This window comes from Bdellovibrionales bacterium (genome assembly GCA_019750295.1).
GTDB lineage: Bacteria > Bdellovibrionota > Bdellovibrionia > Bdellovibrionales > JAGQZY01 > JAIEOS01.
In genome coordinates, this window is record JAIEOS010000118.1 from 1 (window position 1) to 24,362 (window position 24,362).

The 24,362-nt window shown below is 46.2% G+C and carries 22 protein-coding genes and 2 tRNA genes; 11 read left to right on the top strand and 13 right to left on the bottom strand.

Annotation, left to right across the window (positions count from 1 at the left end):
* The first annotated feature begins 237 nt into the window (after positions 1–237).
* Positions 238–387, top strand: a complete 150-nt coding sequence (locus K2Q26_14735) for a hypothetical protein (GenBank protein ID MBY0316775.1) — start codon at positions 238–240, stop codon at positions 385–387.
* 384 nt (positions 388–771) lie between these two features.
* Complete coding sequence (locus tag K2Q26_14740; protein MBY0316776.1) at positions 772–2,709, top strand: recombinase family protein; 1,938 nt, start codon at positions 772–774, stop codon at positions 2,707–2,709.
* Here K2Q26_14740 and K2Q26_14745 read toward each other — a convergent pair.
* From K2Q26_14745 to K2Q26_14755, 3 genes are all read right to left on the bottom strand, one after another.
* Positions 2,688–2,763: transfer RNA gene (locus K2Q26_14745), tRNA-His, on the bottom strand. The genes K2Q26_14740 and K2Q26_14745 overlap by 22 nt on opposite strands.
* 154 nt (positions 2,764–2,917) lie before the next feature.
* Entirely contained in the window at positions 2,918–3,817 is a 900-nt protein-coding gene (locus K2Q26_14750) for a response regulator (protein MBY0316777.1), read from the bottom strand.
* A complete protein-coding gene (locus K2Q26_14755; protein ID MBY0316778.1) occupies positions 3,804–4,487 on the bottom strand; it encodes a response regulator transcription factor in 684 nt (227 codons plus the stop codon). Before K2Q26_14755 ends, K2Q26_14750 begins: the two co-directional genes overlap by 14 nt.
* Before the next feature lie 314 nt (positions 4,488–4,801).
* Between K2Q26_14755 and K2Q26_14760 the strand changes: the two genes are divergently transcribed.
* Complete coding sequence (locus tag K2Q26_14760; protein ID MBY0316779.1) at positions 4,802–6,097, top strand: PAS domain-containing protein; 1,296 nt, start codon at positions 4,802–4,804, stop codon at positions 6,095–6,097.
* Here K2Q26_14760 and K2Q26_14765 read toward each other — a convergent pair.
* The 3 genes from K2Q26_14765 to K2Q26_14775 form a co-directional block, all read right to left on the bottom strand.
* Positions 6,054–6,833 carry a hypothetical protein gene (locus K2Q26_14765; GenBank protein MBY0316780.1) on the bottom strand — a complete coding sequence of 260 codons (780 nt, stop codon included), beginning with the start codon at positions 6,831–6,833 and terminating at the stop codon, positions 6,054–6,056. The two genes, K2Q26_14760 and K2Q26_14765, sit on opposite strands and share 44 nt — an antisense overlap.
* 99 nt (positions 6,834–6,932) lie before the next feature.
* A complete protein-coding gene (locus K2Q26_14770) occupies positions 6,933–8,744 on the bottom strand; it encodes a monovalent cation:proton antiporter-2 (CPA2) family protein (GenBank protein MBY0316781.1) in 1,812 nt (603 codons plus the stop codon).
* Between the two features lie 66 nt (positions 8,745–8,810).
* On the bottom strand, positions 8,811–9,932 hold the full coding sequence (locus K2Q26_14775) for an agmatine deiminase family protein (protein MBY0316782.1): 1,122 nt from the start codon (positions 9,930–9,932) through the stop codon (positions 8,811–8,813).
* A 130-nt stretch (positions 9,933–10,062) separates the two neighbouring features.
* On the opposite strand from K2Q26_14775, the gene K2Q26_14780 reads away from it, so the two are divergent.
* From K2Q26_14780 to K2Q26_14790, 3 genes are all read left to right on the top strand, one after another.
* Positions 10,063–12,066, top strand: a complete 2,004-nt coding sequence (locus K2Q26_14780; GenBank protein ID MBY0316783.1) for a site-specific recombinase — start codon at positions 10,063–10,065, stop codon at positions 12,064–12,066.
* A gap of 76 nt (positions 12,067–12,142) precedes the next feature.
* Positions 12,143–12,331: a cyclic nucleotide-binding domain-containing protein gene (locus K2Q26_14785; GenBank protein MBY0316784.1), complete on the top strand. Its 189-nt coding sequence runs from the start codon at positions 12,143–12,145 to the stop codon at positions 12,329–12,331.
* On the top strand, positions 12,312–13,169 hold the full coding sequence (locus K2Q26_14790) for a hypothetical protein (GenBank protein ID MBY0316785.1): 858 nt from the start codon (positions 12,312–12,314) through the stop codon (positions 13,167–13,169). Before K2Q26_14785 ends, K2Q26_14790 begins: the two co-directional genes overlap by 20 nt.
* 24 nt (positions 13,170–13,193) lie before the next feature.
* Here K2Q26_14790 and K2Q26_14795 read toward each other — a convergent pair whose 3' ends face one another.
* Positions 13,194–13,643 (bottom strand): DNA starvation/stationary phase protection protein, encoded by a 450-nt coding sequence (locus K2Q26_14795; GenBank protein ID MBY0316786.1) that lies wholly within the window; start codon positions 13,641–13,643, stop codon positions 13,194–13,196.
* A 140-nt stretch (positions 13,644–13,783) separates the two neighbouring features.
* On the bottom strand, positions 13,784–14,281 hold the full coding sequence (locus K2Q26_14800) for a GNAT family N-acetyltransferase (protein MBY0316787.1): 498 nt from the start codon (positions 14,279–14,281) through the stop codon (positions 13,784–13,786).
* A gap of 202 nt (positions 14,282–14,483) precedes the next feature.
* Between K2Q26_14800 and K2Q26_14805 the strand changes: the two genes are divergently transcribed.
* A complete protein-coding gene (locus K2Q26_14805; GenBank protein ID MBY0316788.1) occupies positions 14,484–14,999 on the top strand; it encodes a hypothetical protein in 516 nt (171 codons plus the stop codon).
* A gap of 274 nt (positions 15,000–15,273) precedes the next feature.
* Here the strand turns inward: K2Q26_14805 and K2Q26_14810 are convergent.
* The 5 genes from K2Q26_14810 to pheS all read right to left on the bottom strand — a co-directional run bounded on the left by K2Q26_14810 (position 15,274) and on the right by pheS (position 19,865).
* Positions 15,274–15,350 (bottom strand) — tRNA-Pro (locus K2Q26_14810).
* Between the two features lie 76 nt (positions 15,351–15,426).
* On the bottom strand, positions 15,427–16,035 hold the full coding sequence (locus K2Q26_14815) for a MerR family transcriptional regulator (GenBank protein MBY0316789.1): 609 nt from the start codon (positions 16,033–16,035) through the stop codon (positions 15,427–15,429).
* Positions 16,016–16,360, bottom strand: coding sequence for an integration host factor subunit alpha (locus K2Q26_14820; protein ID MBY0316790.1), 345 nt, complete (start codon positions 16,358–16,360; stop codon positions 16,016–16,018). The genes K2Q26_14815 and K2Q26_14820 overlap by 20 nt, the downstream gene beginning before the upstream one ends.
* An 80-nt stretch (positions 16,361–16,440) precedes the next feature.
* On the bottom strand, positions 16,441–18,846 hold the full coding sequence (pheT, locus tag K2Q26_14825) for a phenylalanine--tRNA ligase subunit beta (GenBank protein ID MBY0316791.1): 2,406 nt from the start codon (positions 18,844–18,846) through the stop codon (positions 16,441–16,443).
* Positions 18,843–19,865 (bottom strand): phenylalanine--tRNA ligase subunit alpha, encoded by a 1,023-nt coding sequence (pheS, locus tag K2Q26_14830; protein MBY0316792.1) that lies wholly within the window; start codon positions 19,863–19,865, stop codon positions 18,843–18,845. The genes pheT and pheS overlap by 4 nt, the downstream gene beginning before the upstream one ends.
* Positions 19,866–19,916: 51 nt before the next feature.
* Here pheS and K2Q26_14835 point away from each other — a divergent pair, with 51 nt between their 5' ends.
* The 4 genes from K2Q26_14835 (at position 19,917) to K2Q26_14850 (ending at position 24,303) form a co-directional block, all read left to right on the top strand.
* The gene (locus K2Q26_14835; GenBank protein ID MBY0316793.1) at positions 19,917–20,708 is read left to right on the top strand and encodes a class I SAM-dependent methyltransferase; all 792 of its coding nucleotides are present in this window, start codon (positions 19,917–19,919) and stop codon (positions 20,706–20,708) included.
* Complete coding sequence (locus K2Q26_14840; protein ID MBY0316794.1) at positions 20,695–21,483, top strand: RNA methyltransferase; 789 nt, start codon at positions 20,695–20,697, stop codon at positions 21,481–21,483. Before K2Q26_14835 ends, K2Q26_14840 begins: the two co-directional genes overlap by 14 nt.
* Before the next feature lie 251 nt (positions 21,484–21,734).
* Entirely contained in the window at positions 21,735–23,003 is a 1,269-nt protein-coding gene (locus tag K2Q26_14845; GenBank protein ID MBY0316795.1) for a hypothetical protein, read from the top strand.
* 64 nt (positions 23,004–23,067) lie between these two features.
* A complete protein-coding gene (locus tag K2Q26_14850; protein ID MBY0316796.1) occupies positions 23,068–24,303 on the top strand; it encodes a hypothetical protein in 1,236 nt (411 codons plus the stop codon).
* The last annotated feature ends 59 nt before the right edge of the window (positions 24,304–24,362 follow it).

The following is a 24,362-nucleotide window of genomic DNA, read 5'->3' on the forward strand; positions in this document are numbered from 1 at the left end:
GGATCTTTTGGTTTTGCCACAGAGACTTATCGGGGAATTTTAGATTTCGTCAACAACACTGTTAACGCCCAACGTACTCCAAAACTGCACTTTTTTGCACCTCTAAGCTACTTTTGGTCACTTTTTTGGTGCCTCCTCATCGATGGTCACCCAAAATGAGTGCGGCTCCCGTAGAGGGCTTAGAAAAAACCTGCTCCAATTGCGGTAAAACCTTTTGGATCTGCAAGCACTGTTGGCGTGGACAAAAATATTGTGGTGCACATTGTAGAATTGATGTTCGTAAGCGAAATCGCAGAGTTATCGAGCGCCGTTATGCTTCAACTCTTCGAGGAAAAGAGAGCCGTCGTCGAAGACAAAAAAATTATCGCCGTCGCAAAATATTTTTGAAGACCATAACTGATCACTCTTCAAACAAACACAAACATATATTAGAACCATCTCAATCCCGTGCATCTTATCATGCTAACAAATGCACACACTGCGAGAATAAAGTGAGCGCAATTAATCTCGGCGAAGATATTATGAATAAAACAGGATTATATTTTTCCTTCACGCGCTTGAGGCTTAATCTATGACACGTACTCCTTGGAATCGAAAAAAGAAACACCACCGCCTCAAAACCAAAGTTGATGTTTCCTCCTGCGTTCCCTTCCCCTTCAAAACAAAGCGAGTCCGACCCCGAAAAAGAAAACCAAAACATCCAGGCTTCACAGTTACATCCCCTCACCTTCAGTGGATTTTTGAAAACTCTAAACCTTAGGAGAGTATTTTATGGATAAAACAAAACTTGATCGACAGATGAAAAAATTTGAAAACTATTTGACCGTAGATCGCGGTCTTTGCAAGGTAACAGCTATTGGCTACTGTAAAGCAGCTAGTATTTCCCTACGGCGCATGAAAAAGTTTGTTCCAAAGTATTGTCACATCAAAGAACATAGCAGTGATATGCAGAGTGACTGTAGTGCTGATGACCAAATTGCACGGATTAAGTATCGCGTAAAAAGTGGACAGTTACGTTCGATCACTCATGCGGGTAAGCCCTTTCAAATTGCGCCCGAGTGGATTTTGAAGGATGAGGCCCAAAGCGGAAGAGTCGCTGGGAGAGCAGGATATGAGAAAGTCATTAATGGAATAAGGAATAAGGCGTTTGATATATTAGTCGTGGACGATTTGTCGAGGCTCACCCGCTCTTTAGGAAATTTACTCGGTCTCTACGACATGCTGAAATGGTATGAGGTAGAGCTTATTTCAATCTGCGATGGTATTAGTAGTGAAGATCCAAGCGCCAAGACATTTTTCACTGTAAAAGGAATGGTAAATGACTTTTCCAATGATATTCATGCTGAGCGAGTGATTCGTGGATTAGAAACTCGGGCGCTTAAAGGATTGTCTTGTGGTGATTATCCGTATGGTTATGATTCGGCACCAACAAAATTCGAAAATGCCAAAGGCCGCCCTTTTCCGTCGCACTATAAAATTAGTGTTAATAAACTGGAAGCACAAACAGTACGTCGTATTTTTGCAATGTATGATTTGGGATTAGGATATACCAGAATTGCAAAGGTACTTAATGAAGAAAAAACCCCGTCACCCAGTGCATATCTAAAAAAGGCGGGGAAAACTCCTTCTTGGTCTCCTCGGGGCGTGCAGCATATCCTTCAAAATTCAAAATATGTTGGCATTTGGAAATGGAAAAAAACCAAATTAGGCTTACACCCTGAAACCCGTAGGAGGACTTCAAAAGAGCGTCCAATCACGGATTGGGTGACACATTTAGAGGGTAAGGAAGTAAGGGAAGATTTGCGGATCGTCGATCAAGCCGCGTGGGAACAGGTGCAATTAAAATTTGAGGAAAATAAAAAAATTCCGAGAGATTTACGCAATAATGGGCGCTGGTACGACCGGAAAAAAATTCTTCCAGATCATCCTTTTTCCGGTTTAATGGTCTGTAATATTTGCTCCACAAACTTTACCCTTATTAGTGGACGCCGTGGTGGTTATTATGGTTGTTCCGATGCCCATTTGCGAGGAACCTGTAGCAATAAACAAATGATACAAATTGATCGTGTTGAGTCTTCGTTGGTCGATACTATTGCAGACAAGTTAGGTCAGAATGAGATCCTAAAATATGCGGCTGAAAAATATAATAAAGTTCTGCAAGAAAAACTTTCTGTCGCGCCAGAAAGGCTAAAGAAAATTGATGTTGAGATTGAACGTACCGAGGAAGAGTTGACTAAGCTGTTAGACTTTATTGTTAGCGGGAACTCATCAGATACAATTAACACCGCAATAAAGGACCGTGAGGAACGGAAGGTGAAACTCCTAAGTGAGGCTCGTGCTCTTAAATCGGCGCAAATAAAAATTAAGCAGGTAAATAGCGTGGATATAAGAGACAGGCTGGACAACCTGTGCTTGGCGCTGAAAAGTAAGCCACAGGAAGCTTATCCTGCCATTAGGACACTATTTCCAGATCCAATTCAAATGCATCCAAAAGGAAAGTGCCTGCATGGCACAAGTCTTTATGAGATGAGGGGTCGTATCGTGCTCAATGGTATTTTGGATAAGAATTTTGAGATCAGTGTAAAAAAAGAAACGGAGGAAGGCGCTGATGCGCTTTCCTCTGGTAATGCTAGATCATTGCCCCGTCCTTGTGTTTCCAAGGGGCTAGGGTTCGGTGCACATGAAAATGGGGTGATCGACGGGGCTTGAACCCGCGACAACCAGAATCACAATCTGGGGCTCTACCAACTGAGCTACGACCACCGCAAAGTAAGACACTTCCCTTATAAATATTGGGGGGCGGTTAAGCAATCACTTATTGCGGCATTTTTAGGGGTTTATCTTAAAATTAAGCAATTTACGGGGGTTTGGGGGGCCTGCCACCGCTTTTTGGCCTGATTTTGAAGAGCCGAGTCCATCAAGAGTCGATCGTGGCGAAGATCTTGATCTTCACGTTACCGGCTTGCAAAGGAAGGACTATTCCGGCGCTCTGTCGAACAAAATCCTCCTTATCCTTTCCTTCAAGGGTGACGGAATAGACGTCGGTGTACTTCGATCGGTCGACTTTATGGATGCCGCACTTTAAAATTGTTTCTCCGAGGGCTCGGTAGATGAAATCAATGTCGGAATCTGTAATAGATTTGACGCTCTCTGAAAGATATTTCAGATCTCCGGTGTCGGCGGCCACACAAAATGAGTTTTTGATTTTTCCAAGCTGCACAACAAGGACACGGACCGAAGTCATATCAGTAATGTCTTCCCCTACTTTTTTAATGTAGGTCGCTCCCACACTTACCTCGGACTTGATGGCGGACTTTAAAAAATCTGTGGTTGCGGCGATCAAATTATTATAAACGGTTGCCGAAAGCCGTTCTTTGCCCTGGCTACTTCGTAATTTGTTTTCGATGATCTCAATGAGTTCGTTATATACAAAAGGTTTGGTCACAACGCTCACAAAATGGAACTTACTCTCGATATCTTTGGTCGCAAAACCCGAGAGAAGTATCACCGGCGTCGACTCATTCATGGGATTGCGACGGAGTGCTTCGATGAAATTCTCACCATCTTTTCGTGGCATTTTGAGGTCAGTTATAATGCAATGAAAAGCCTGGAAATGGATCTTTGTGGTCGCTTCCATCCCATCACTAGCCTCCACAACGCGCACCGAATCCCCAAAGTTAAATTTAATAAGCTCCTTGAGCGATTGACGAATATCAGGCTCGTCATCCACCAAAAGGATCCACTTTGGACTTTTTTTATCGGCTTGCTTTTCGGAAACCCCTACTTGTGTGCCGTTGACATTATCACTGGTCGACAAACATATACCCCTGTCCGCGGATGGTTTTTACTCTGCGTCCAAGCCCTCCCATTTTTTTACGGAGAGCTGTTACGTGCACATCGAGGGTGCGCGAAGACCCACTCCGTGAAGATAAAAATTGATCGCTCAGCTGATCTCGACCGATCACCGAACCGCGATGAGTGACAAGTTCCAATAGAATTTTATATTCGGTGAGAGTCAGTTCCAGTTCGGAATTTTCGATCCAGACTTCCTGAGTCCGCATATTAATCACGAGATTGCCCACACTCACCTTTTGCCCTTGAGCTAAGGACCCTTTTGTTCTCTTAAGCATGGCCTGAGTCCGCACTTCTAACTCTTGCAAGGAGATTGGCTTGGTCAACATATCGTCGGCACCCAATTTAAAGGCTTCGATCTTATCATTATAATCTGCACAACCAGTAAGCATAATCACCGGAACTTGCTTAAGTCCCTCGTCACCCCTCAGTGCGTTAATAACTTCGAAGCCGTGCTCCGTTCCGAGCTTCTTATCAAGAATAACGAGGTCTGGTTGAAAAGACTGAGCCTGTTGAATGCCCTCAGATTTGTTAAAGGCCTTATGAACTTTGAAGTTTTTCGCTTCTAAGTAATCCTGTACGGATTGGCAGAACTCAGCTTCGTCATCGATAATTAATACCTTACTCTGCATCATTTCCTCTTCTTAATGAAAACATATTCCTCTGTACTTAATAAACAAATTAGCTTTATATCTTGTCAATATCATTTTGTCCTAGCAGAACTAAAAGCATTGCGTTAGAGTCTAAGTATGAATTTGTTACCTGAAACTTGCCAAACATTTTTTAGTATACTTCTTTTAGTATACTTCCCGAAGCTACAATTCTAGTTAATCAATACTATGAGTTTACCGCTGCAAACGCTGCTTTCGAAAAACTTATCGGTGGCAATGCTTTAGAATTTAGCAGATCGACCTTAAAAGATCTTTTTATTTTTTCAAAACCCGATGAAATGGCCGAAGTTTTAAATAATCTTAAGAAACTAGACCTGACTCCATTTCGTTGGGAGTGTCGACTCCAGCATAAATCTGGAGTGTTTATCACTGTCGCCGCCAGCGTACGACGCTGGTCCCCACAAAATGGAGACGAAGAGGTCTATTGTATTCAGTTCCATGACTTAACCGATCTCAAGATCAAAGAGGATCAACTCCAGCGAATTTTAGATAACACCTATGATGGATATTGGGACTGGCGCGTGGGGACCGACGAAATGTACTTATCGCCTCGCATGTGGCAAATGCTAGGGATCGACCACACTCAAATGCCTCACTCCATGTCCAAAATTCATGAGTACATTTACCCTGAAGACATTAAGCTGATTTACCAAGCCTTTAACGAACACGTGCAATCGAAGGGCGAAAAACCTTATAGTATCGGGATCAGATACACCCACGCCAGTGGAAACACCATGTGGGTTCAATGTAAGGGCAAAGTGATCGAATGGGATGGCCAGGGAAACCCGGTGCGCATGATCGGAACCCATTCCGACATCACCCCCATTAAAAACGCCCAACAGACGATTATTCAAAAGTCGAAAATGGCGGCACTGGGGGAAATGGCCGGAGGCATTGCTCACGAGATCAATAATCCCCTAGCAATCATCCAAGCCACCTGCGATAGCATTCGTCTCCAACTCGAAGACGGCAAACAGGTACAGCCGGAGCATTTTTTAAATAAAGTGGATCGCATTACCAATACCGTGCAACGAATATCCCTTATTATTAATGGATTACGAATGTATTCTCGGGACTCTGATAAAATTAACCCAAAACCGGAATCGCTCTTAAGCATTATCCACAGCACACTAGCTCTTTGCGGAGAGAAACTAAAAAATCTGGGCGTCGACTGCCAGATCGACGTGCCCGAACACTTGATGATCTCATGCAATAAGATTCAAATCAGCCAAGTGATCCTCAACTTAATTTCGAATTCTTTTTATGCCATTAAAGAGAACGAGGACAAGTGGATCCGTATTCGAGCCTTCATCGAAAAGGGCCAAGTGAAGGTCGTCTTTCAGGACAGCGGACTGGGAATCGATAAAGACATCGTCAATAAAATCATGGAGCCCCTTTTTAGCACAAAACCCGTCGGCGAGGGCACCGGGCTTGGCTTAAGTATTTCCAAAGGAATCATCGAAACTCACGGCGGAAAAATCGAATACGATCCGGAAAATGTAAACACCACATTCGTGATCGCTTTGCCGACTATTGCCCAGTGCGAGTCTGTACCCGCTGAATTTCCTGCGTAAGCTCACGCGTGTCGGGAGGTTGGTGCTGTCGAGCGTTTTTTTGAATCTCAGCAGATTGTCCCTGGGCCACTCGACGAACTTCGTCGTTATTGACCTCTGCACACGCATTCAAAATCCCGTAGTAAACGGACGGATCCACTGAACGCCGAATTCTCTCCAACTCACCTAGCTTTTGCTGTCGTTGCTCTTGCGGATTATCACCCGTACCCTCAGCCCTGCGGGCGGATTGGACTGCATCTTGATAGGAGGCAACAGCAAGCTTATAGGACTTAGCTAATCTCTCAACGACACCTTTAACTTCTTTCATCAAGAAGTGAATGTGCTGATCACCACCGCCTGTACAGTCTCGTCTAAGGTGATTAAATTGGTCTTGAGTCAAACTTCGATCTAAAGATAACTGAGGGGGCTGGTTCCGACCAGCACCATCCTGACCATTGCAAAGTTGGGCCTGCCCATTAGGACGGAAAAGATAGTAAGTGTCGCGAACATTCTGACGATTCGTTTCATCTTCTTGAATTCCGCGCATCACAAGGTGATTGTCGCCGCTGATCTGATAGTTCACCTGGATCATCCGCGCATCCATCGCAGCACGAAGGCACCTGATCGCTTGCGGAATATCCCCAGCTTGATTTTGTTGAACTTGCTGTCGCCCTTGCGGGGCGCGCGCTAACGGCCCTTGCTGCGCAAACACAGAGTTTGTAAGAAAAATGAGAATAAAAAAACAGAGCCCCCGCATTCCCAAAGAATAGCATATTTCTTTAAAATGGGAGGACTTTTTTGAGACAGTTCGGCCAAACTGTCTCAATGTGAGACAGCGTTAGGTCTTAAATTGAAATTAAGCTTTGGGTTGAGGTTCTAAATCTTTGCGTAGAGTTTTTTCCAACTGATCTGTAGCTTGGCGAGAAAAAGCGATGAGCTCCGTTTCGTTTTTATAAATAAAGTGTTGCTCCACTAAGTTTTTTTGATCGTGAACTCGGAATGTATTTAACGTGGCTTCGACTTTTTGATCATCGAGGCCCACCTCTTTGAGTACCGCCCCAGCCATTTCGGTCGCTGCTGGTAAAGTTTCCCGGTAGATGTTTTCGATCCCGAGATCCATGAGCTCAAAGGCATGTTGGCGATTTCTCGCCCGTGCAATGATCTTAAGATGTGGGTAATGAGTTTTGACCGCACTTGCAATGGCGACCGAGGATTCGGGATCGTCCACCGCCAGCAAAAATATTTTTGCATTTTTAGCTCCTGCCGATTCCAAAAGATCTAAACGGGATGCATCTCCGTAATACACTTTGTGACCAAATTTTCTGACCACTTCCACATGACCGGGATCCAGTTCTAGAGCGGTAAAGGAGTGCCCGATCACGCGCAATAGACGACCGGTGATCTGACCCACTCGCCCGAAGCCGGCGATAATAATATCTGGGCTATGCTCATGCACAATCTGATCAAATTCGGGCCGCGCAGGCTTTTCCATGCGCTGAATCAAAAATTCGTTAATGAGAAAAAAGATCGGCGTGAGCACGAGCGACGTGGTCACCACTCCTACAAGTAGAGCTGCATCTTTTGGATCGAGCAAGCGACCACTCACCGCCACCGCGAAAATGACAAAAGCAAACTCCCCACCCTGACACAGAATCAAACCGATATTTTGCGAACACTCAAAATTGAGCTTCATCGTACGAGATAGGACATAGATGACGGCATATTTGATAGCCATCAATCCCAAGGCCAGAGCCAATATTATATGTCCTTGCTTGAGGAACAATCCAAAGTTGATGCCCAGTCCAATGGAGACAAAGAATAAACCCAACAGAAGACCTTTAAAAGGCGAAATGTTGGCCTCGATCTCGTGGCGATACTCGGAGTCGGCAAGAATAACCCCAGCGATAAAGGCTCCTAAGCCCATCGATAATCCCTGCATTTCGATCAAAAGCGAAACGCCGATCACCAGCAGCAGAGCGGCCGATGTAAAAATCTCTTTATCCCCGGTCCACGCAATCACTCGCAAAACAGGACGCAAAAGATATTTACCGACCACAAACAGAAGTCCGATCACAAGAACAACCATTAAAATTTTCGAAGGGGCGATGGCACTGATCGACGCCTCGTAAAATCCTAATTCGCTCTGGCTCGAAGCTGCAAACAGAGGAATTAAAGCCAATGCCGGAATGGCTGAAAGATCTTGAAACAATAAAACTGAAAACGCCGACTGACCGAAAGCGGTATTCAATTGCTTTCTTTCGGTCATCAACTGGAGAGCGAACGCGGTGGAAGAAAGAGATAAAGCAAATCCACAGACCATGGCCGGAAGTGGTGTCATCCCGAGGAGCGAGAAAGCTATAGTCAGTGCAATGGTCGTGAGAAGCACTTGCGCTCCCCCCAAGCCGAACACCATCTGGCGCATGGCCCATAGTTTTTTAGGTTGGAGCTCGAGCCCAATCACAAATAAAAGAAAAACCACGCCCATTTCTGCATATTGAGCAATCGAATCGACATCAGTGATGAGTTTTAACCCCCACGGCCCGATAATAGCACCCGCGGTCATGTATCCCAGAACCGATCCCAGTGATAATTTTTTAAAGAGGGGGGCCACCACGACGGCAGCGAGGAGAAACCAAAAAGTACTGATCAGAAAAACGTGTAAGGTCATATTTCTATGACCTTAGCAATGGGGATGGAATTTTGCTAATGCTTATTTGGCGTGGCGCTTAAACACTTAGGGCTCGACGACGGTACCACCCATGATGTTGCTAAGCTCCTTCAGAGGCACCGGCGGATAAGCCATGCTTATGCAGTGAATAGATCCCTGACCATCGTTAGAGAGATCTTTTGAATTTACCCCGATCACATTAAAACCAAACTGTTTGTAAACATCGAGAGCTTTTTGATCATTCACTTCGTCAAACACAGGCACGAAAATCGTGCCGTTGATGATTAAAGAATTTGCATAGGTTTCAATCGCTTCGTCGGGCTCCGGCAAAAGATGAACTTTGTATCCGGACTTTTCTAGGGCCGGTCTGTATTCGGCAACTTCCGTGACCACGGTGTTGTCGTCAATAATTTTTACGACTTCGTCCACATGACCAATCCCTTTGCGATGCGGAAGTCGTGTTAATGTCTTACATCCATATTTAGTGACGAAAATATCGTCGGGAATGCTCGCCGTGTGCGAAACAAAGTGCCCCTCGCGGTTGATCACCAAACAACGACCGTCGGCGCTTGATTGAAAGTTTCCGCCCTCGTGGTAGTAGCTGTGCGAAACGAGCGTGGCGCCAAAGGCTTCGCTAAAGTACTTGTCCCCCTCAAAGTGGTGGTAATACTTAGCATCGACGAGCGAGAGTCCATTTGTTCCGTCAGTCTTCATTTCCATAACGGGCACGGGAACTCCATCACGAGCCCAGAAATAGTCACTTCCCCCTTTAAGCTGGAGAACCACCATTTTATTTCCCTTAAGAAACTGAGAATATTCTTTCATCAAAGATTTTTGATAACTTTTGTCAGTGGAGTCCGTGTAGACGACCAGCGTGACATCGCTGGGTAAATTTTGCGCCAACGTTTTTTTAATCTGACGGGCATTGCCGTTGATATAGTCATCGCTAAAGATCAAATAACCCACTTTATTGTAGCCGGCGAAAGGTAAGCGCGGGGTGGGCGCGGAAGCGATCGAAAACGGAGAGGACATCGGATTGAGAAATTCCATTTGGGCCATGGCCTGATTGTGAAGAGCCATTTTCTCGAGCTGAACTTCACTCGCTCCCCGTGCAGGAATTTTCTTATTGGCGGCTGTGGCCCCCATGGATACGACTAAAACACTAAAAAACGATAGAATGAGTTTCATGATTTCCCCCCTTATAACCCGCGCCTAACCTATGCTTTTTTTACAAGGATGCCAATCATGTGCGCCGCATTATTTATAGAACTCCATAGACCTCTTCTCGCCATTGCTCCACCGGAGCAGGTATACTGCCGTGATGAATGCTGCTGTGCCGATCAACAACCACCAACCCGAGCTCGACTCCATTTTGCGCGATGCTCGACAGGCCAACAACTTTGCCGAGCGAGTTCAGTGGATCACCGCCCTTTTTTCGTGGTTACAAAAAACAAGTTGGACGGCCAATTTTAGCGGAAACACGAACCGACTGCGGGCCCTTCGTTTTAAGTTTTTTATTTCGATCATGGAGAAGAACTCAGAGGACCGCGACGCGGTTGTTAAAGTCATTTCCGCGCTTTTAAATGATGTGAGTTTTATCGAAAGCTTGGGAAGCGTGGGCTTTGGCCATCAGATGAGTGTGTTCCAAGAACTTAACGAGCGAATCATCGAAAAGCTTTTACCCAATGCACCTATCAAGGAAGATTTCACAACATTGCTTTTAGAGATTTTTCCAGACCTCGAAGACATCGAATGGCTCGCACAGATTGATGAAGACTCACTCAAAAAGTTTGAAAACTTCTTTTATATCGACGATCCTGACGTGCAGAGACTCTCGGTACACATCAACGAATCAGTCAAAGACGCCATCGTGTTTCTGGTCTCGCAGATTCACGCCTTTGGCTTAAGCAATGAATTCCGCCGTCGCTCGCCGCCCATTCCGATTCGCGAGAGCCCGTTCTATCGACTTTTGGGATTGGGAAGAAATATCAGTGACACTCGTGACTTTACCGAACTTTGCAAGCAGTGTGATCAGGCCATTGACTGGAGCAAAACGTATCTCGACGAAAACGGGATTAGCGTCTCTATCATCTACCGCTCCGAAAGAGCCCGGTGTCAGATTGATCGATTGCAAGCCCTCACCCTGCTGTTAGCCTATCCGGAAGAACGACAGAAGAGATCGGTAGAGTTGCTCCTTGAAATCGTCAAGACGGCCCATAACTCAAAAAGCATCTCCCATCTTTTTTCGCAAAACTTCCAAATGCTATCTTTAAAGGTGGTCGATCGGAACTCGGAGATCGGTGAACATTACAAGGCGTCCACATACGGCGATGCTCTCCTCTTTTTAAAGCGTTCTGCCGGAGGGGGCTTGATTGTTTCGGCAACGGTCTTAATTAAGGCCGCTTTTTCTGTCATTTCGATCTCTCCCTTTATCAATGGGGTTCTGTTCTCCCTGAACTATTCTTTGAGTTTCTTGTTGATTCACTTTTGCGGATTTACTCTCGCCACCAAACAACCGGCATCGACGGCAGCGGCCATTGCCAGTAAAATTCAGATCTCCGACAAGAACGAGTTTGCGACCTTAGTGGACGAGATCATTGCGATCTTAAGAGCTCAAAGTATATCTATTATCGGAAACTTGATCCTCGTGGGGCCCTGTGTGGCGATGATTAATTTTGTTTATTTTTACTCGGCCGGGAAATTTTTAGTCTCCAAAGACACCGCACATTACTTGATTCATTCCTCCGATATTCTTGGCCCCTCCGCCATTTTTGCGGCTTTCACAGGCACACTGCTTTTTTTATCGAGCCTTATCGCAGGTTGGGTCGACAACTGGTTTATTTACCGCAATCTCGATGAACGTATTCTCAATCACGTCAAGCTAGGTCGATGGCTCGGTACGGAGAGATTGAAAAACATGTCGCAGTTTTTGCGATTTAGCATCGCGGCTCTCGCCGCTAATATCTCATTAGGGTTTTTATTGGGTCTCCTGCCTTTGGTTCTCCAGTTTTTCGGTCTTCCGATCGAAGTGAGGCACGTTACTTTATCGATGGGTTCTTTTGCTTTAGGACTGTCGACCCTTTTCGAGTCTTTCACTGGGTCTGAAGTGGTCCGGGCCTCCATAGGTATTTTAGTGATTGGAATCCTAAATGTGTCGGTGAGCTTTTACTGCGCTTTCCGTTTCGCTGCGGCCGCGAAGCGTATTAAATTCTCTCGACGAAAACTCATTTATTGGTCGGTGATTAAAACTTTATTGAAACACCCCATGGCTTTAATTTTTCCTCCACGCCGAAGCCGTGCTATCACACCTCCTCATAGCTAGCTTTAGGTCGAGCCCAATTATTAGGATCAATTCAGTTGCCTCTTGCCTCCCTCGACTCCTCTTGTAAAATTAAAAGATGTCGACAAAAAACACCCGCATCGAACGTGAGCAGTATCTTTTTAAAGAAGGGGATCCTTCGGACACCCTTTACCTTATTAAAAGTGGGCGCATTGCGCTTGTGAAATCTAACTTTAGCCTGGATGACGGAGTGCAGATCGCCGAAAAAGTGAGTGGAGAAATCGTCGGTGATTTATCTTTTTTTTGATAAGAAGCCGCGATCGACAAGTGCACGAGCACTGGTCACCTCGGAAGTCGTCGAGATGCCCATTGCGTCTTTGATGAACGAGTTTAATGCCATGCCCTCTTGGGCTAAAACGATCATCAAGAATGCTAACAGTCAAATTCGGGATGCCAACACGCGTATTAAAAATTTAGAGGGCATCGCCTACGATTCTAAAGACAAAATCCTTCCCCACACATTACTTCGTATTTGCTCGCTCTTAGATCTCCTCGGAGCCAAAGCCGACGAAGCCGACGAAGGTATCAAATACTTTCCGTACAAAGAATTATTCTTTTACGCCAATAAGGTTTTCCATATACAAGCAGATAAATTAAAAAAAGGAATCAAGGCGTTACAGACACTGCAAATGGTGGATGTGCAAGAGACTGAAGTCGGCCAGATGGTTGTACTCTTAAACCACGATGCTCTCCATGACTTTACAACGTGGTTTAACGAAATGATGGGTAAAGATAATGACGAAAAAGTCATCATCGAAGAAAAGGATCTGCCTCCGCTCTATGCCTTAGCTTATTACGGACAAGAAAAACAACCGGATGCCAACGGCGTGGTCAAAGTCGACCTTAACCACATTCAAGAACACTCTCTTAAAGATACCGAGAAGCCGTTTAAAACGGGAGATGTGGACGGCCTCATCAAAAAGAAAGTCATTCAAGAGAAGCTCGCCGACTCTGACGGCCTCTGCGTGAAGTTTCATTACATGAACATTTGCCAACTATTTAATAATTGGACCATGGTTCACGCATTCAACAAAGAAACCGCAGAGACCTCACCCGATGGCGCTGCTAAAAAAGATAAAAAATAAATTCCGCCGGGGAAGACACCTTCCCTAGGCGAGGAAGCTCCGAAGCATCCACGCCGCCTTTTCATGAGCGCCGATCCGAGCTGTGAGCATGTCCGCACTAAAACGATCCTTCTCTTCAAGGGCTTCTGCGGCCTCTTTGGCTTTTCCCGCTAAGGTCATGTGACTTGCAACGAGTTCCGCCAGCGCCTTATCACCGTGCACCTTACTGTTCTTCATTTCGGCGAGGTCGGCGGAATCCAAAATACTTGCGAGCGCCACTGGAGCCTCGTCACCTTTTGCGCGGATGCGCTCCGCAATCTCATCGATGGCTTCTGCCAACTCTTGATAGTGCATCTCTGTGAGCTTGTGGACCGAGAAAAATTTAGAGCCTTGGTAATTCCAATGAACGGCGTACGTCTTCATGTAGAGTACAAATGTGTCGGCAAGTACGGTTTTAAGATAATCAGATTCGTTGTGCGATTTACTATTTGTCATATAAACTCCCTTTGAATTCTAGAGAGTTTAAGTTCATCTTACGTGCCGGAAAATTGTGGAACCTATTAGATTTGACAGGAAAACTCTGGGAAATTTGACTCAGATCGTGTTTTTGCCCCGTCGACTTTACACCTAGAGCCTTACTTGAGACTCAGTTCCATTTCGATATTGCAGCGCTTGTAATCGGGGTGACCTTCGAGGCTCACGGTCTTAAACCCAAATTTTTTATAAAGATTGATAGCGGGTTCTAAAATCGTATTGGAGAGCAGCATGATTTTTTCGGCTTCTTTTGTCTTCGCCCACTCAATACAGGCCTTCATCAAAAGATCGCCGTACCCTTTGCCGCGCGCCTCTGGGGCTACGCCCATCTTTGCGAGCTCATAACATTTCTCTCCGTGTGGAACCATCGCACAGGTGCCCAGCGGTATGCCGTCTTCGAGCACAAAAAAGATTTCTCCACCAACATCAATAATATTTTCTTCGGGATGAGCGAGCTGCTGAATATCTTGCGCTTCGATCACAAAGTATTTTCTAATCCACTGGGTATTGAGATCACTAAAATCTTGCTTGAACTGAGGGTTCCACGTCACAACTTGTTCCATAAAAAAAATAATAATTTTTTTTAAACAATTACGCAATCCACCTGGATTATCCCCTGTGATATTTTCATAGTTTTCACTCAAGATCCCAATATGAGGGTTCGACGAGCCCGACCTCGTTGACATAATTTGGCAACATCTCACATCAAATCGGCTCAAATCAGCGCCTATTGTGGGCCTAATCATCCTTTATACGATCTGCCACTGGCACTGATTTCGCTAAAAGCGGACCGGAGGCCCTATGCTACGAATTTCTATGATCCTTGGTTTTTTTCTGCTCTCTCTCAACACTGCGGCCAGTGATGGCGTCGGGTTAGTCCTTATCAATGCTTTGTCTCAGACCTCCGAAGGCGGACCTATTGATTTCTATTGTTCGAATTATAAAAAGGAGACGGTATTCTCGGTGATGATCTCCGCTCGTCACAAAAGCGTCGATGTCTATCAAGCGAAAAAAGGACATACCGGCTCTTGCCACCGGATCGATACGAAAACCTTTTTCTCTCGATATCCCAAAGCCAATGCCTACATCGAGCAAGCGTGGCAGATCATTAGCTCTAAATCAGAAAACTCTAATTATTCTTTTGAAGTCCTCTTTAACAACGCCCGAACTATCGATGCTCAAGGCCATTTAACAAGACTCCAAGACTTTCTCTCCACAGCGGCGCAGGCCAAGACTCCGGGGAAACCCAGTGTTGTCCTCGTGGTTAAAGGCGTTGGCGATAACAACGGTTTCTACGAAGCGATCCCCTTGGAGTAACTGAATCAAGTTTCTCGAGTCCACGACTTGACCTCCCGGCGGCGACGATGGTCGCTAGCTCAATCCAATATTCTTTTTTTATCTTATGCTTTTTTTGAATTGGGCTGGGCGACTGGATTTAATTTTGGCCTTCCTGGCCAAAACCCTGCGGGCTGCCTGCGGCAGTTTTTAAAATCGCTTCCTGCGATTTTAATGAACCAGCTCTTAATACTCTACGATCGGTCGCTGTGTTTTTGTGGTTGGCTTTGTTGTTATTTTTTACCTTTTTTTGAATTGGTCTGACCGACTGGATTTGAACCAGCGACCTCTTGCACCCCAAGCAAGTGCTCTACCAAGCTGAGCCACGGTCAGACGTAAGGGAACGGCGAATGGACCTCAAGAGATGAGGTCGCTTCAGGGGTATTTCTATGCTTGGGACTTTAGGTTGTCAATCCAACAGGCGCTTACGAGCCATGCGAACTTCTTCGATAAAGTACTCGACCGAAGCGGCCCAGTGCTGGTTAATTTCTTTTTCGCGCTGGATAAGGATCTTATCGAGCTGAGCCACTTCGGGGCGGCGCGGATCGATTTCGATTTTACGCATATAATTGCGTGTGGCCGACTCTGTATTTTCTTCTTCATCCATTCCGGCATGGATAGAGCTCGCCAAAATCAAATCGGGCTTGGGCTCTTCCGCCTCGGCATGAAGATCCATCATCGTTTTATTCTGCTGACGAAGTCTTTTAAGGAACGAGCGAGCACCTTCGATCGAAAATCGATCCTCGTGAAGAAGCTTTTTAATGATCAAAGCCGTTTCGATATCTTTACGTGTATAGAAGCGCTGACCATTGCTCGATTTTTTAGGATGTAACACTTCGAATTCAGTTTCCCAATAACGGAGAACGTATTGTTTGACTCCAACGTAATCAGCCACTTCGCCGATCTTAAAGCCCAATTTATCGGGAATATTCTTAATTTTTTCCCGAAGAATATGGGTGTCTGTTACAAAAAGGTCCGATGTGGGTGTGTGGGTTTCGTTATTCATCATCGAATTCATCTCCGCCGACGTAGTCTGTTTTACCGTTCAGCATCGCCTTGAGAACTTGGCTCGGGCTAAAGTTCAACACACGGCGAGCGGTAATTGTGATGCGCTCTCCCGTTTGGGGATTGCGACCAATTCTTTCTTTCTTTTGTTTCACTTCGAATTTACCAAAGCCTGAGATCTTAACCTTCTCACCTTTGATCAGAGTGTTTCGGAGGGCATCAAAGACCATTTCGACCAGGTCAGAAGCTTCCTTTTTAGAAAACCCAATTTTCTCGTAAACGCGATCAACGATGTCCGCTTTGGTGACCGTTGAATTGGATACGTTTTTACCCGCCATTGAACCATCCTCCCTGAAAGGCCCGATATTTAAGAGCCCCCATATCTAAAGGCTAGCAAGTACTTGAAAACTTTCAACTTTTATCTTAATTGGATGGAGAGTTTCTGACTCACCGAGTCTATAATGACATTCATGAGCTTAAGGACTTCTTCGTCGGAAAGTGTGCGCTCCGAGGATTGAAAAATCATACGGAATGACAACGCTTTTTTATCAGAACCTAAAGCTTCACCTTCGAAGAGATCAACCACTCTTGCGGACGAAAGCAGTTGGCCACCGGCTTTGGTGATTTCTTTGATCACCGCCTGAGACTTCATCGATTTTGGCATCACAAAAGTGAGATCTTTTTCGACCGAAGGGAACGCTGAGAGCGGAACGAATCGGTGCGTTTTTTTGGCTTTAAATATTTCGTCAAAGTTGAGCTCGGCGAAAGCCACAGAGCCACGGAGCTTTTGCTCTTTTGAGATTTGCGGGTGTAGGCTTCCTAGGACTCCCACCGACTTTCCTCGCCACATGAGCTGTACGACCTGACTGGGGTGAAATAATCCGATGGTCTTCTCTGCCGTGACCCATTCCCACTTCCCTGACCCCTTCACAAAAACTTCAAGTAAGTTATCAATCATGGCCTTTAAACGATAGACCGGTGGCTGGTTTTTACCCCAGACTCCACTGTCCTGGCCCCAGGCCAAAAGCGCTAAGCGTTTTTCTTCGCCATAGGTTTTTCCATCGGTGTGAAAGGACGGGCCGATCTCAAAAATCTGCCCATTTAAATTCCCGTGACGAATATTGTGAGAGACATTGTTGAGTAAACTCGGAAGCAAAGAGGTTCTCATCACCGCGAAGTCCTCGGTGATTGGGTTTTTAAGAGCGATCGGTGCCGATGCTTTAAATCCAAACTTTTGATACGTCTCGAGCGGCGCTAAAACTTTGTCATGGAGAGCTTTATTCACGAAAGCGTAGTTCACCGCTTGGCTTGCACCTAGGCCAGATAAAGTCGCACCCACCTGCTGGCTTAAAAGATAGTCGGTCGCATGAAGTGTAGGCTCCGAAGACAAGACCGGAAGCTTTTCCACCAATCGATCATAACCATTTAAACGAGCGTACTCCTCGACCAAGTCTTCGGGAATTGTAATGTCCCCGCGTTGAGCCGGGGGAGTGACTTGGTTGCCGTTCACGTCGCAACCCAAACGCTTCATCTCCTCTGCAAACTCCGATTCGGAGATGGCATACCCTAAACGCTGAGCCACGTAAGCGACATCCACAGTGATGGGTTTACGCTCGATCGGATGCGGATAACGATCAATGGAGATTCTTGCGACTTCCCCGCCTTGAGAAACTTTTTGGAGCAATTCGCAGGCGCGGTCTAAAGCTTCGGTGGTTAATTGCGGATTGACTCCACGGGAGAAGCGATAGGACGCATCGGTATCAATTCCGAAACGACGAGAAGTTCTGCGCACCGTTTGTGAGTTAAAATAAGCGGCTTCAAAAAAGATATCTGTCGTGGCGTCGGAAATTCCTGAGTTTTTACCACCGATCACTCCGGCAATACCCACAGGACGCTCTTTATCGGCGATCATCAGCTCGTCGCCGGTCAGGGTTAGTTCTGTCCCATCGAGAGTGGTGAAAGTTTCGCCCTTTTTAGAAAGGCGGACGATGATTTTTCCGCCTTTGATCTCGCGAAGATCGTAAGCATGCATGGGCTGGCCGTACTCGAGCATCACATAGTTTGTGATGTCCACGAGATTGTTGATGCTTCGTAAACCTACAGCTTCTAATCGCTGCTTCATCCAAGCTGGAGAAGGACCGACTTTCACAGTCTTCACCACACAACCGGCAAATCGCGCACAGCGCTCCGGCTCTTCGATGGTCACATCCACCTCACCCATATACTGCGAGCGAGTCAGCTCGATCTTAGGTCGACGAAATGGACGCTTTAATAAGGCCGAGAGCTCCATCGCTAAACCGAGGTGACTTAAGCAGTCCGCGCGGTTGGGAGTGACATTCACTTCGAGAATAATATCATTAAGCCCTTGCTTCTCTGCAAAGGACTGACCCGGCTGACCTTCCTTATAAATAAGAATGCCATCACCCTCTTGATCTAGGCCGAGCTCTTTGGTCGAGCACAGCATCCCTTGCGATTCCACGCCGCGAATTTTAGAAATTTTAATGGCGAAGTCTCCGGGCAATATGGCGCCCGGAAGAGCCGCAACGACATAATCGCCCGCTTTATGATTTTTAGCTCCGCAAATGATTTGTGCCGTAGTGGCTTGGCCGATATCCACCTGACAAAGCGTGAGTTTATCGGCATCGGGATGCTTATCGACAGTGATCAGTTTTCCGATCACGACATTTTTATACTTTTGAGCGGTATCATCGATGCCTTCAATCTCAAGTCCCGCGGCCGTTAGAATTTTTCCGAGCTCTTCCGGCTGAGAGCGGTAGTCACCAATATCGATGTAATCACTGAGCCAGTTCCAAGAAATCTTCATCGGAATTGCTCCAAGAAGCGGAGATCATTTTCCATAAACAGTCGAATATCATTCACGCCGTACTTAATGATCGCCATACGCTCAATTCCAAATCCAAAAGCAAATCCCTGCCAGCTCTGCGGATCGATGTTGACCGCCTTAAGCACATTGGGATGCACGAGCCCACTGCCACCGATTTCGATCCAGCCTGTGTGTTTACAAAGTCGACAGCCCTTGCCTTCACACATGGGACACGAGCAATCCACTTCCGCCGAAGGCTCCGTGAAAGGGAAATAGCTGGGACGAAATCGTGTTTTAATATTGGGACCAAAAAACTCTTTAATGAAAAACGAGATCGTGCCTTTAAGATCGGCCATGGACACCTGGCGATCCACCAGCAAAGCTTCGATCTGATGAAAGTGAGGCGAATGGGTGGCATCGTAATCGTTTCGGAAAACTCCACCGGGCGCCAAGATGCGAATGGGTGGTTTTTCGGTGAGCATGGTGCGAATTTGAATGGGACTTGTGTGCGTTCGCAAAACAAAATTATCGTCGATGTAAAAGGTGTCCTGCATGTCTCGCGAAGAGTGATCTTTCGGAATATTCAAAAACGTAAAATTATTATCGTCGGACTCAATCATTGGGCCTGTGCGCACTGAAAAACCGATGCGGGCTAAAATTCCCACGATCTCATCAATAGTTTGTGGAATTAAATGCCTTGCACCCAAAGGCAACGGAGCTCCCGGTAAAGTCAGATCAATCTCTTCGGTGGCGAGTTTTTTATTGAGCTCTTGAGTTTGTAAGTCGTTAGAAAGTTGCTCGAAAAGTTGGGTGAGTTCGTCGCGAACGGTGTTGACGTGTTTACCAAAGCTCGCGCGCTCCTCCGGAGCTAAAGAGCCCATCTCCTTCATGATCAAAGTGAGTTGGCCTTGTTTCCCAAAATACTTCACCTTGGCCTGCTGAAGGGCCTCGCTATTTTGAGCGCTTTTAATGTCATTTTCTGCACTATTTTTAAGATCTTGCAGTTTTTTAGGGAGCATCCGCAAAATATTATTGTTTCTCGGGATTTTATCAATCATATTGGGCTCAACATGGCGCACAAAAATCCATCGAATCGCAGTCCCATGGGCCATCACAAAGGCGCCCATCTTCGCAAGGGAAACCATAAAAAACCTCAGGTGATCCTTACTCCTCAGCAGGCGGAAGAGCGTCTTGCCGATATTTTCTATAATCACGAGTTTGGCCATATCTCTCGCGACGTTCAGGCTCAGCTCGTTCGGTTCTACGAGCTCTTGATGAACCAACAGCAAAAAGAAAATTTTACCCGTCTTTTGAGTTTTAGAGATGTGGCGATCAAACACTTTATCGACTGTTTAATTATCCCACAACTCACTCAGCTCACCTTCCCCCTTTTGGACATGGGTACGGGCCCGGGTTTCCCGGGAATTCCCTTAAGATTGATTGTTCCTCAAGAGAATAAAATTATTCTCGCCGAGGGAGTTCAGAAGCGCGTGGAGTTTTTAAAACAGGTGCGCGAGGAGCTTAAACTCGAAAATTTAGATATCCTTGGCAAAAATATTACTCCGGCTTTTGTTTATCCAGTGAATGGCGTGATCACTCGTGCTGTCGAAGATGTCGGGAACACTCTAAAAAATGTTTTGAACTGTCTTAAGGTGGGCGGCAAAGTCTTTTTGATGAAAGGCCCGGGCGTCGATCCCGAAATTCAGCCAGCACTCAAAGAATGGGGCCAGCACTACGAGCTCTCGCAGGACACCGCTTATACTTTACCTCACTCCCCGCACGAGCGGAGACTGTTGGTCTTCACTAAAATTAAGTCTGCTGAAGTTATTCCTGAGGAAGAGATCGACGATGACGATTTCTAAAACTCGAATTAAAAAAATCGAAAGCCCTTCGAACTCGATTTACAAACAACTTTTAGAACTGAGCACCTCTCGTGGTATGCAAGAGCATGGACAATGTCTCGTGAGCGGCGAAAAGATTATCGAAGAGCATCTGAGTGAAGCTTCGTTTAAAGACATGTTTTGGGTGTTTACTTCGCAGGAGCACTCGCTCTTCGAAAAATTCGAATTGCCTCAAGCGATCATCCTTCCACCCGAACTTTTTAAAAAACTGGATGTGGTGGGAACGCGAGCGCCGCTGTTGTGCAGGCCTCTCCCACAACTGGAGACTTGGTCGGCGGAATCCTCCTACAGCGGCCTCCAGCTTCTGTGTGCATTGGGTGACCCGAATAACCTCGGGGCTCTTTTAAGAAGCGCGCTGGCTTTTAATGTGTCGTCAGTCGTGCTGCTGAAAGAGTGCTGTCACCCGTTTCATCCCAAGGTGATTAAGTCGTCGGCGGGAGCCTGCTTTCACATTCCTCTAATGACCGGCCCATCGATTAACGAACTCCCATCGAACATGGGCGAAACATTAGCCCTAGACATGACGGGATCCCCCTTAGAGAAGTATTCCTTCCCGAAAAACTTCCGTATCCTCCTGGGTGAAGAGGGCTTAGGGATTCCCAAAAACATCCCCCTTAAAAAACTATCCATCCCCATGAACGACAAAGTCGAATCCCTCAACGCCACCGTCGCCGCGAGCCTCGTCTTCTACGCCCACAACACTCAAATGTCCGGAAGGTACGCCGATACTTTTTGAGAACCAGCGCGGCAAACTCCCAAACATCAATATCTTAATGCGCTGGTTCTCAAAAAGTATCGGCGTACCTTCCGGACAATGTCACTTTTGGTGGGGGGTGGGCTGACGATTTTTGGCTTTGTTGAGAGGGTGGCAGCTCTGATTGTTTTTTGTAAATCAAAAAAGCTATTAAATTCAATAGCTTACGCGTTTCCTCTTTAGAGCGAGTCTTTGCGCGTTCGTGGCATGGGCTTAGCAAAGCTTATAAATTGATGATAACCCTACTTCTTACATTCCTATTGAGTTTCGCTTCTGCCGACAGTGCTGATGAATCAGCCATGGAGAACGATGATTTTAAACCCGCAGCCTCCGATCGCTGTGGTGCAGATCTCATTACGGAGCTCGATACCGAGATGCTCACTATGCTTTGCCAATCGAGCGGTGATACTCGATGCCTTAAGGGTTTAGCGATTAAATCTAAAATGCTCGCCGATACGATCAACAGCGGACTCACCACTTATAACAATCATCGCGGAACCGTTCTTGGTTACACCACTCAAGCCCGAGGTTATGCCGAACAAGCGGCGCCTTACTATAATAGAGTCTCTAACTACGTGAAGGAATCTCGTCGCCTTGGCCGCGACAGTCGTTTTGCTAAGGGACTCCAACGCCTTCGCAGCGGCCTCATGGAGCGATTAGCCCGCAGAAATATTAATGGAAGCATGATCGTGGTCGCGCGTGACAGACTGGCCCGAGGCGGACAGCGCATTCTCTCCGCAGCGACTAAATCTATTGGAGTCTTGCTCTTCGTCGCGGATATGCTCAACTTCTTTTCTGCCGAAGCCGCTCCGGCCAACCCCGAAAACTGCCGTCACTTTTCAAATAATAAAATCCCCACTCTTTTTATCAACGAAACTCAGACTTGCGTTCCCCTCTACGATGGAAGCCAAAAACCAGTTCTTAACTTTTTTGAAGCCAATCAAGAAGTCCGCTTAGAAACTCTCAAAAACAAATACACCTGCCACTACTACAATAAGCTTCTCCAAACATTTAAAGTTCAAAATATTGCCGCTGCCGAAGAAGTTCTTGAGGACTTTAAACTTCATGGTGCGCCGATCTGTGACTCTGCCAATAAAAAAGTAAAATTTAAAGTTCGGGTCGCCAATCGCCACATTATGGCTCTCGACTATCAGGAAACAGAGAGTTTGACCCAGTTTGACATCAGCACTTCAGGTTCGGGACATCAGGCTTTCCGAGTCAAAATCCCGACTCGCCCTAATGAAGTGGCCGCTCCCGAAATAGTCGAATCGATCACTAAGATGGCTCTCCGCGGTCAAGCCCCCACAGAAACAGTGATGGGCACAACCCGTTACGACCAATGGATCTCTTCGACAATTCTCCTGGATAGCTTTAACCAGAAAGCACTTCACTCACTCCCTATCGTAACGAGTCGGATGTCCGCCTGCTGCGAAACGGACAATCCCACAGCCTGCTTTACTGAAAAAGTGGAACTGGCTTACACAGCTCCGAATGATAACTAATTCCAAAACCACCAGACGACGCAATAAAGTTGACTCCCCCGGGTGAAGCTAATACCACCCCTTCATGTACCGACTCCTTAGTTTTTTTGGGATCTTTGTTTTTATATTTGTAGCCTATCTCGCATCGAACAATCGTAAGGCCATCGCTTGGAAATACGTCGGCTACTCTCTCCTTCTGCAGTTCGGATTAGCTCTCTTAGTGCTGGGGATTCCGGTCTTAGGATTTAATGGCCCTCTCGAATTTGTATTTGAGAGCGCGAATACGGCTATTTTAAAGATTCTTAATTTTTCAGATGAGGGCGCACGCTTTCTCTTCGGCTCGTTGCTGGACGTAGAAAAGAATGGATTTATCGTGGCTTTCACAGTTTTACCCACGATCGTATTTATGTCCTCTCTGATGTCCGTGCTTTATTACATTGGAATTATGAAGTGGATTGTGAATTTCTTTGCGCAGATTATGCACAAAACTTTGCGGATCAGTGGAGCTGAGGCCCTTTCGTCAGCAGCAAATATCTTTGTGGGTCAAACCGAAGCGCCCTTAGTGATACAACCGTTTCTCAAAAACGCAACGTCGTCTGAACTCTTTTGTATTATGGTCGGCGGGATGGCGAATGTGGCCGGAGGAGTATTAGCAGCGTACGTTGGTTTTCTAAAGGATTTAATTCCTGGAATCGGTGGACATTTGCTCACGGCCAGTGTCCTCTCGGCGCCGGCCGCCATCATCACCGCAAAAATTATTTTCCCAGAGGTGATGCGACCGGAGACATTAGGATCTCTCCCAAAAGATTTAGAGAATCCGAACTGCAATGTGATCGAAGCTGCGGCGAGCGGCGCTAGCGAGGGCGTGGGACTTGCGATCAATGTCGGAGCCATGCTTCTCGCCTTTATTGCTCTCATATCGATGACCGATTATTTGCTCATGTCCTTAGGAGACGCCATTTCGTTTTCGAGCTGGGCTCCAAGTCTTACCGGAACGCCGATGAATTTATCATTGGCGTGGCTCATGAGTTGGATCTTTTCTCCCGTCAGTTTTTTTATGGGAATTCCATGGGAGGATATCGGCGGCATCTCTGCCATCCTTGGCAAAAAAACTGTGTTTAATGAGTTCGTTGCCTACCTTGATCTTGCAAAAAATGGCGGTGGATTTTCTTCACGCTCGCTCGTGATCGCCTCTTATGCTCTCTGTGGCTTCGCAAATTTTTCCTCTATTGCTATTCAAATCGGTGGCATCGGAAGCCTAGTCCCCGAACGAAAACGTCAGCTCGCCCAAATGGGACTAAAAGCCCGGATCTGTGGATAAGCTGCAGCAATTCATGTTTTTTCGAGTTTAAAATATAAAAAATTAAAATTTAAAGTTCC

Excerpts from the sequence above, each read along its gene's own strand:
- K2Q26_14765 (MBY0316780.1), bottom strand. The coding sequence starts at position 6,833 with ATGCGGGGGCTCTGTTTTTTTATTCTCATTTTTCTTACAAACTCTGTG.
- K2Q26_14805 (MBY0316788.1), top strand. The coding sequence starts at position 14,484 with ATGCTACGAATTTCTATGATCCTTGGTTTTTTTCTGCTCTCTCTCAAC.
- K2Q26_14815 (MBY0316789.1), bottom strand. The coding sequence starts at position 16,035 with ATGAATTCGATGATGAATAACGAAACCCACACACCCACATCGGACCTT.
- K2Q26_14835 (MBY0316793.1), top strand. The coding sequence starts at position 19,917 with ATGGCGCACAAAAATCCATCGAATCGCAGTCCCATGGGCCATCACAAA.
- pheS (MBY0316792.1), bottom strand. The coding sequence starts at position 19,865 with ATGCTCCCTAAAAAACTGCAAGATCTTAAAAATAGTGCAGAAAATGAC.
- K2Q26_14840 (MBY0316794.1), top strand. The coding sequence starts at position 20,695 with ATGACGATTTCTAAAACTCGAATTAAAAAAATCGAAAGCCCTTCGAAC.
- pheT (MBY0316791.1), bottom strand. The coding sequence starts at position 18,846 with ATGAAGATTTCTTGGAACTGGCTCAGTGATTACATCGATATTGGTGAC.
- K2Q26_14845 (MBY0316795.1), top strand. The coding sequence starts at position 21,735 with ATGATAACCCTACTTCTTACATTCCTATTGAGTTTCGCTTCTGCCGAC.
- K2Q26_14850 (MBY0316796.1), top strand. The coding sequence starts at position 23,068 with ATGTACCGACTCCTTAGTTTTTTTGGGATCTTTGTTTTTATATTTGTA.
- K2Q26_14770 (MBY0316781.1), bottom strand. The coding sequence starts at position 8,744 with ATGACCTTACACGTTTTTCTGATCAGTACTTTTTGGTTTCTCCTCGCT.
- K2Q26_14795 (MBY0316786.1), bottom strand. The coding sequence starts at position 13,643 with ATGACAAATAGTAAATCGCACAACGAATCTGATTATCTTAAAACCGTA.
- K2Q26_14760 (MBY0316779.1), top strand. The coding sequence starts at position 4,802 with ATGGCCGAAGTTTTAAATAATCTTAAGAAACTAGACCTGACTCCATTT.
- K2Q26_14775 (MBY0316782.1), bottom strand. The coding sequence starts at position 9,932 with ATGAAACTCATTCTATCGTTTTTTAGTGTTTTAGTCGTATCCATGGGG.
- K2Q26_14755 (MBY0316778.1), bottom strand. The coding sequence starts at position 4,487 with ATGATGCAGAGTAAGGTATTAATTATCGATGACGAAGCTGAGTTCTGC.
- K2Q26_14820 (MBY0316790.1), bottom strand. The coding sequence starts at position 16,360 with ATGGCGGGTAAAAACGTATCCAATTCAACGGTCACCAAAGCGGACATC.
- K2Q26_14785 (MBY0316784.1), top strand. The coding sequence starts at position 12,143 with ATGTCGACAAAAAACACCCGCATCGAACGTGAGCAGTATCTTTTTAAA.
- K2Q26_14740 (MBY0316776.1), top strand. The coding sequence starts at position 772 with ATGGATAAAACAAAACTTGATCGACAGATGAAAAAATTTGAAAACTAT.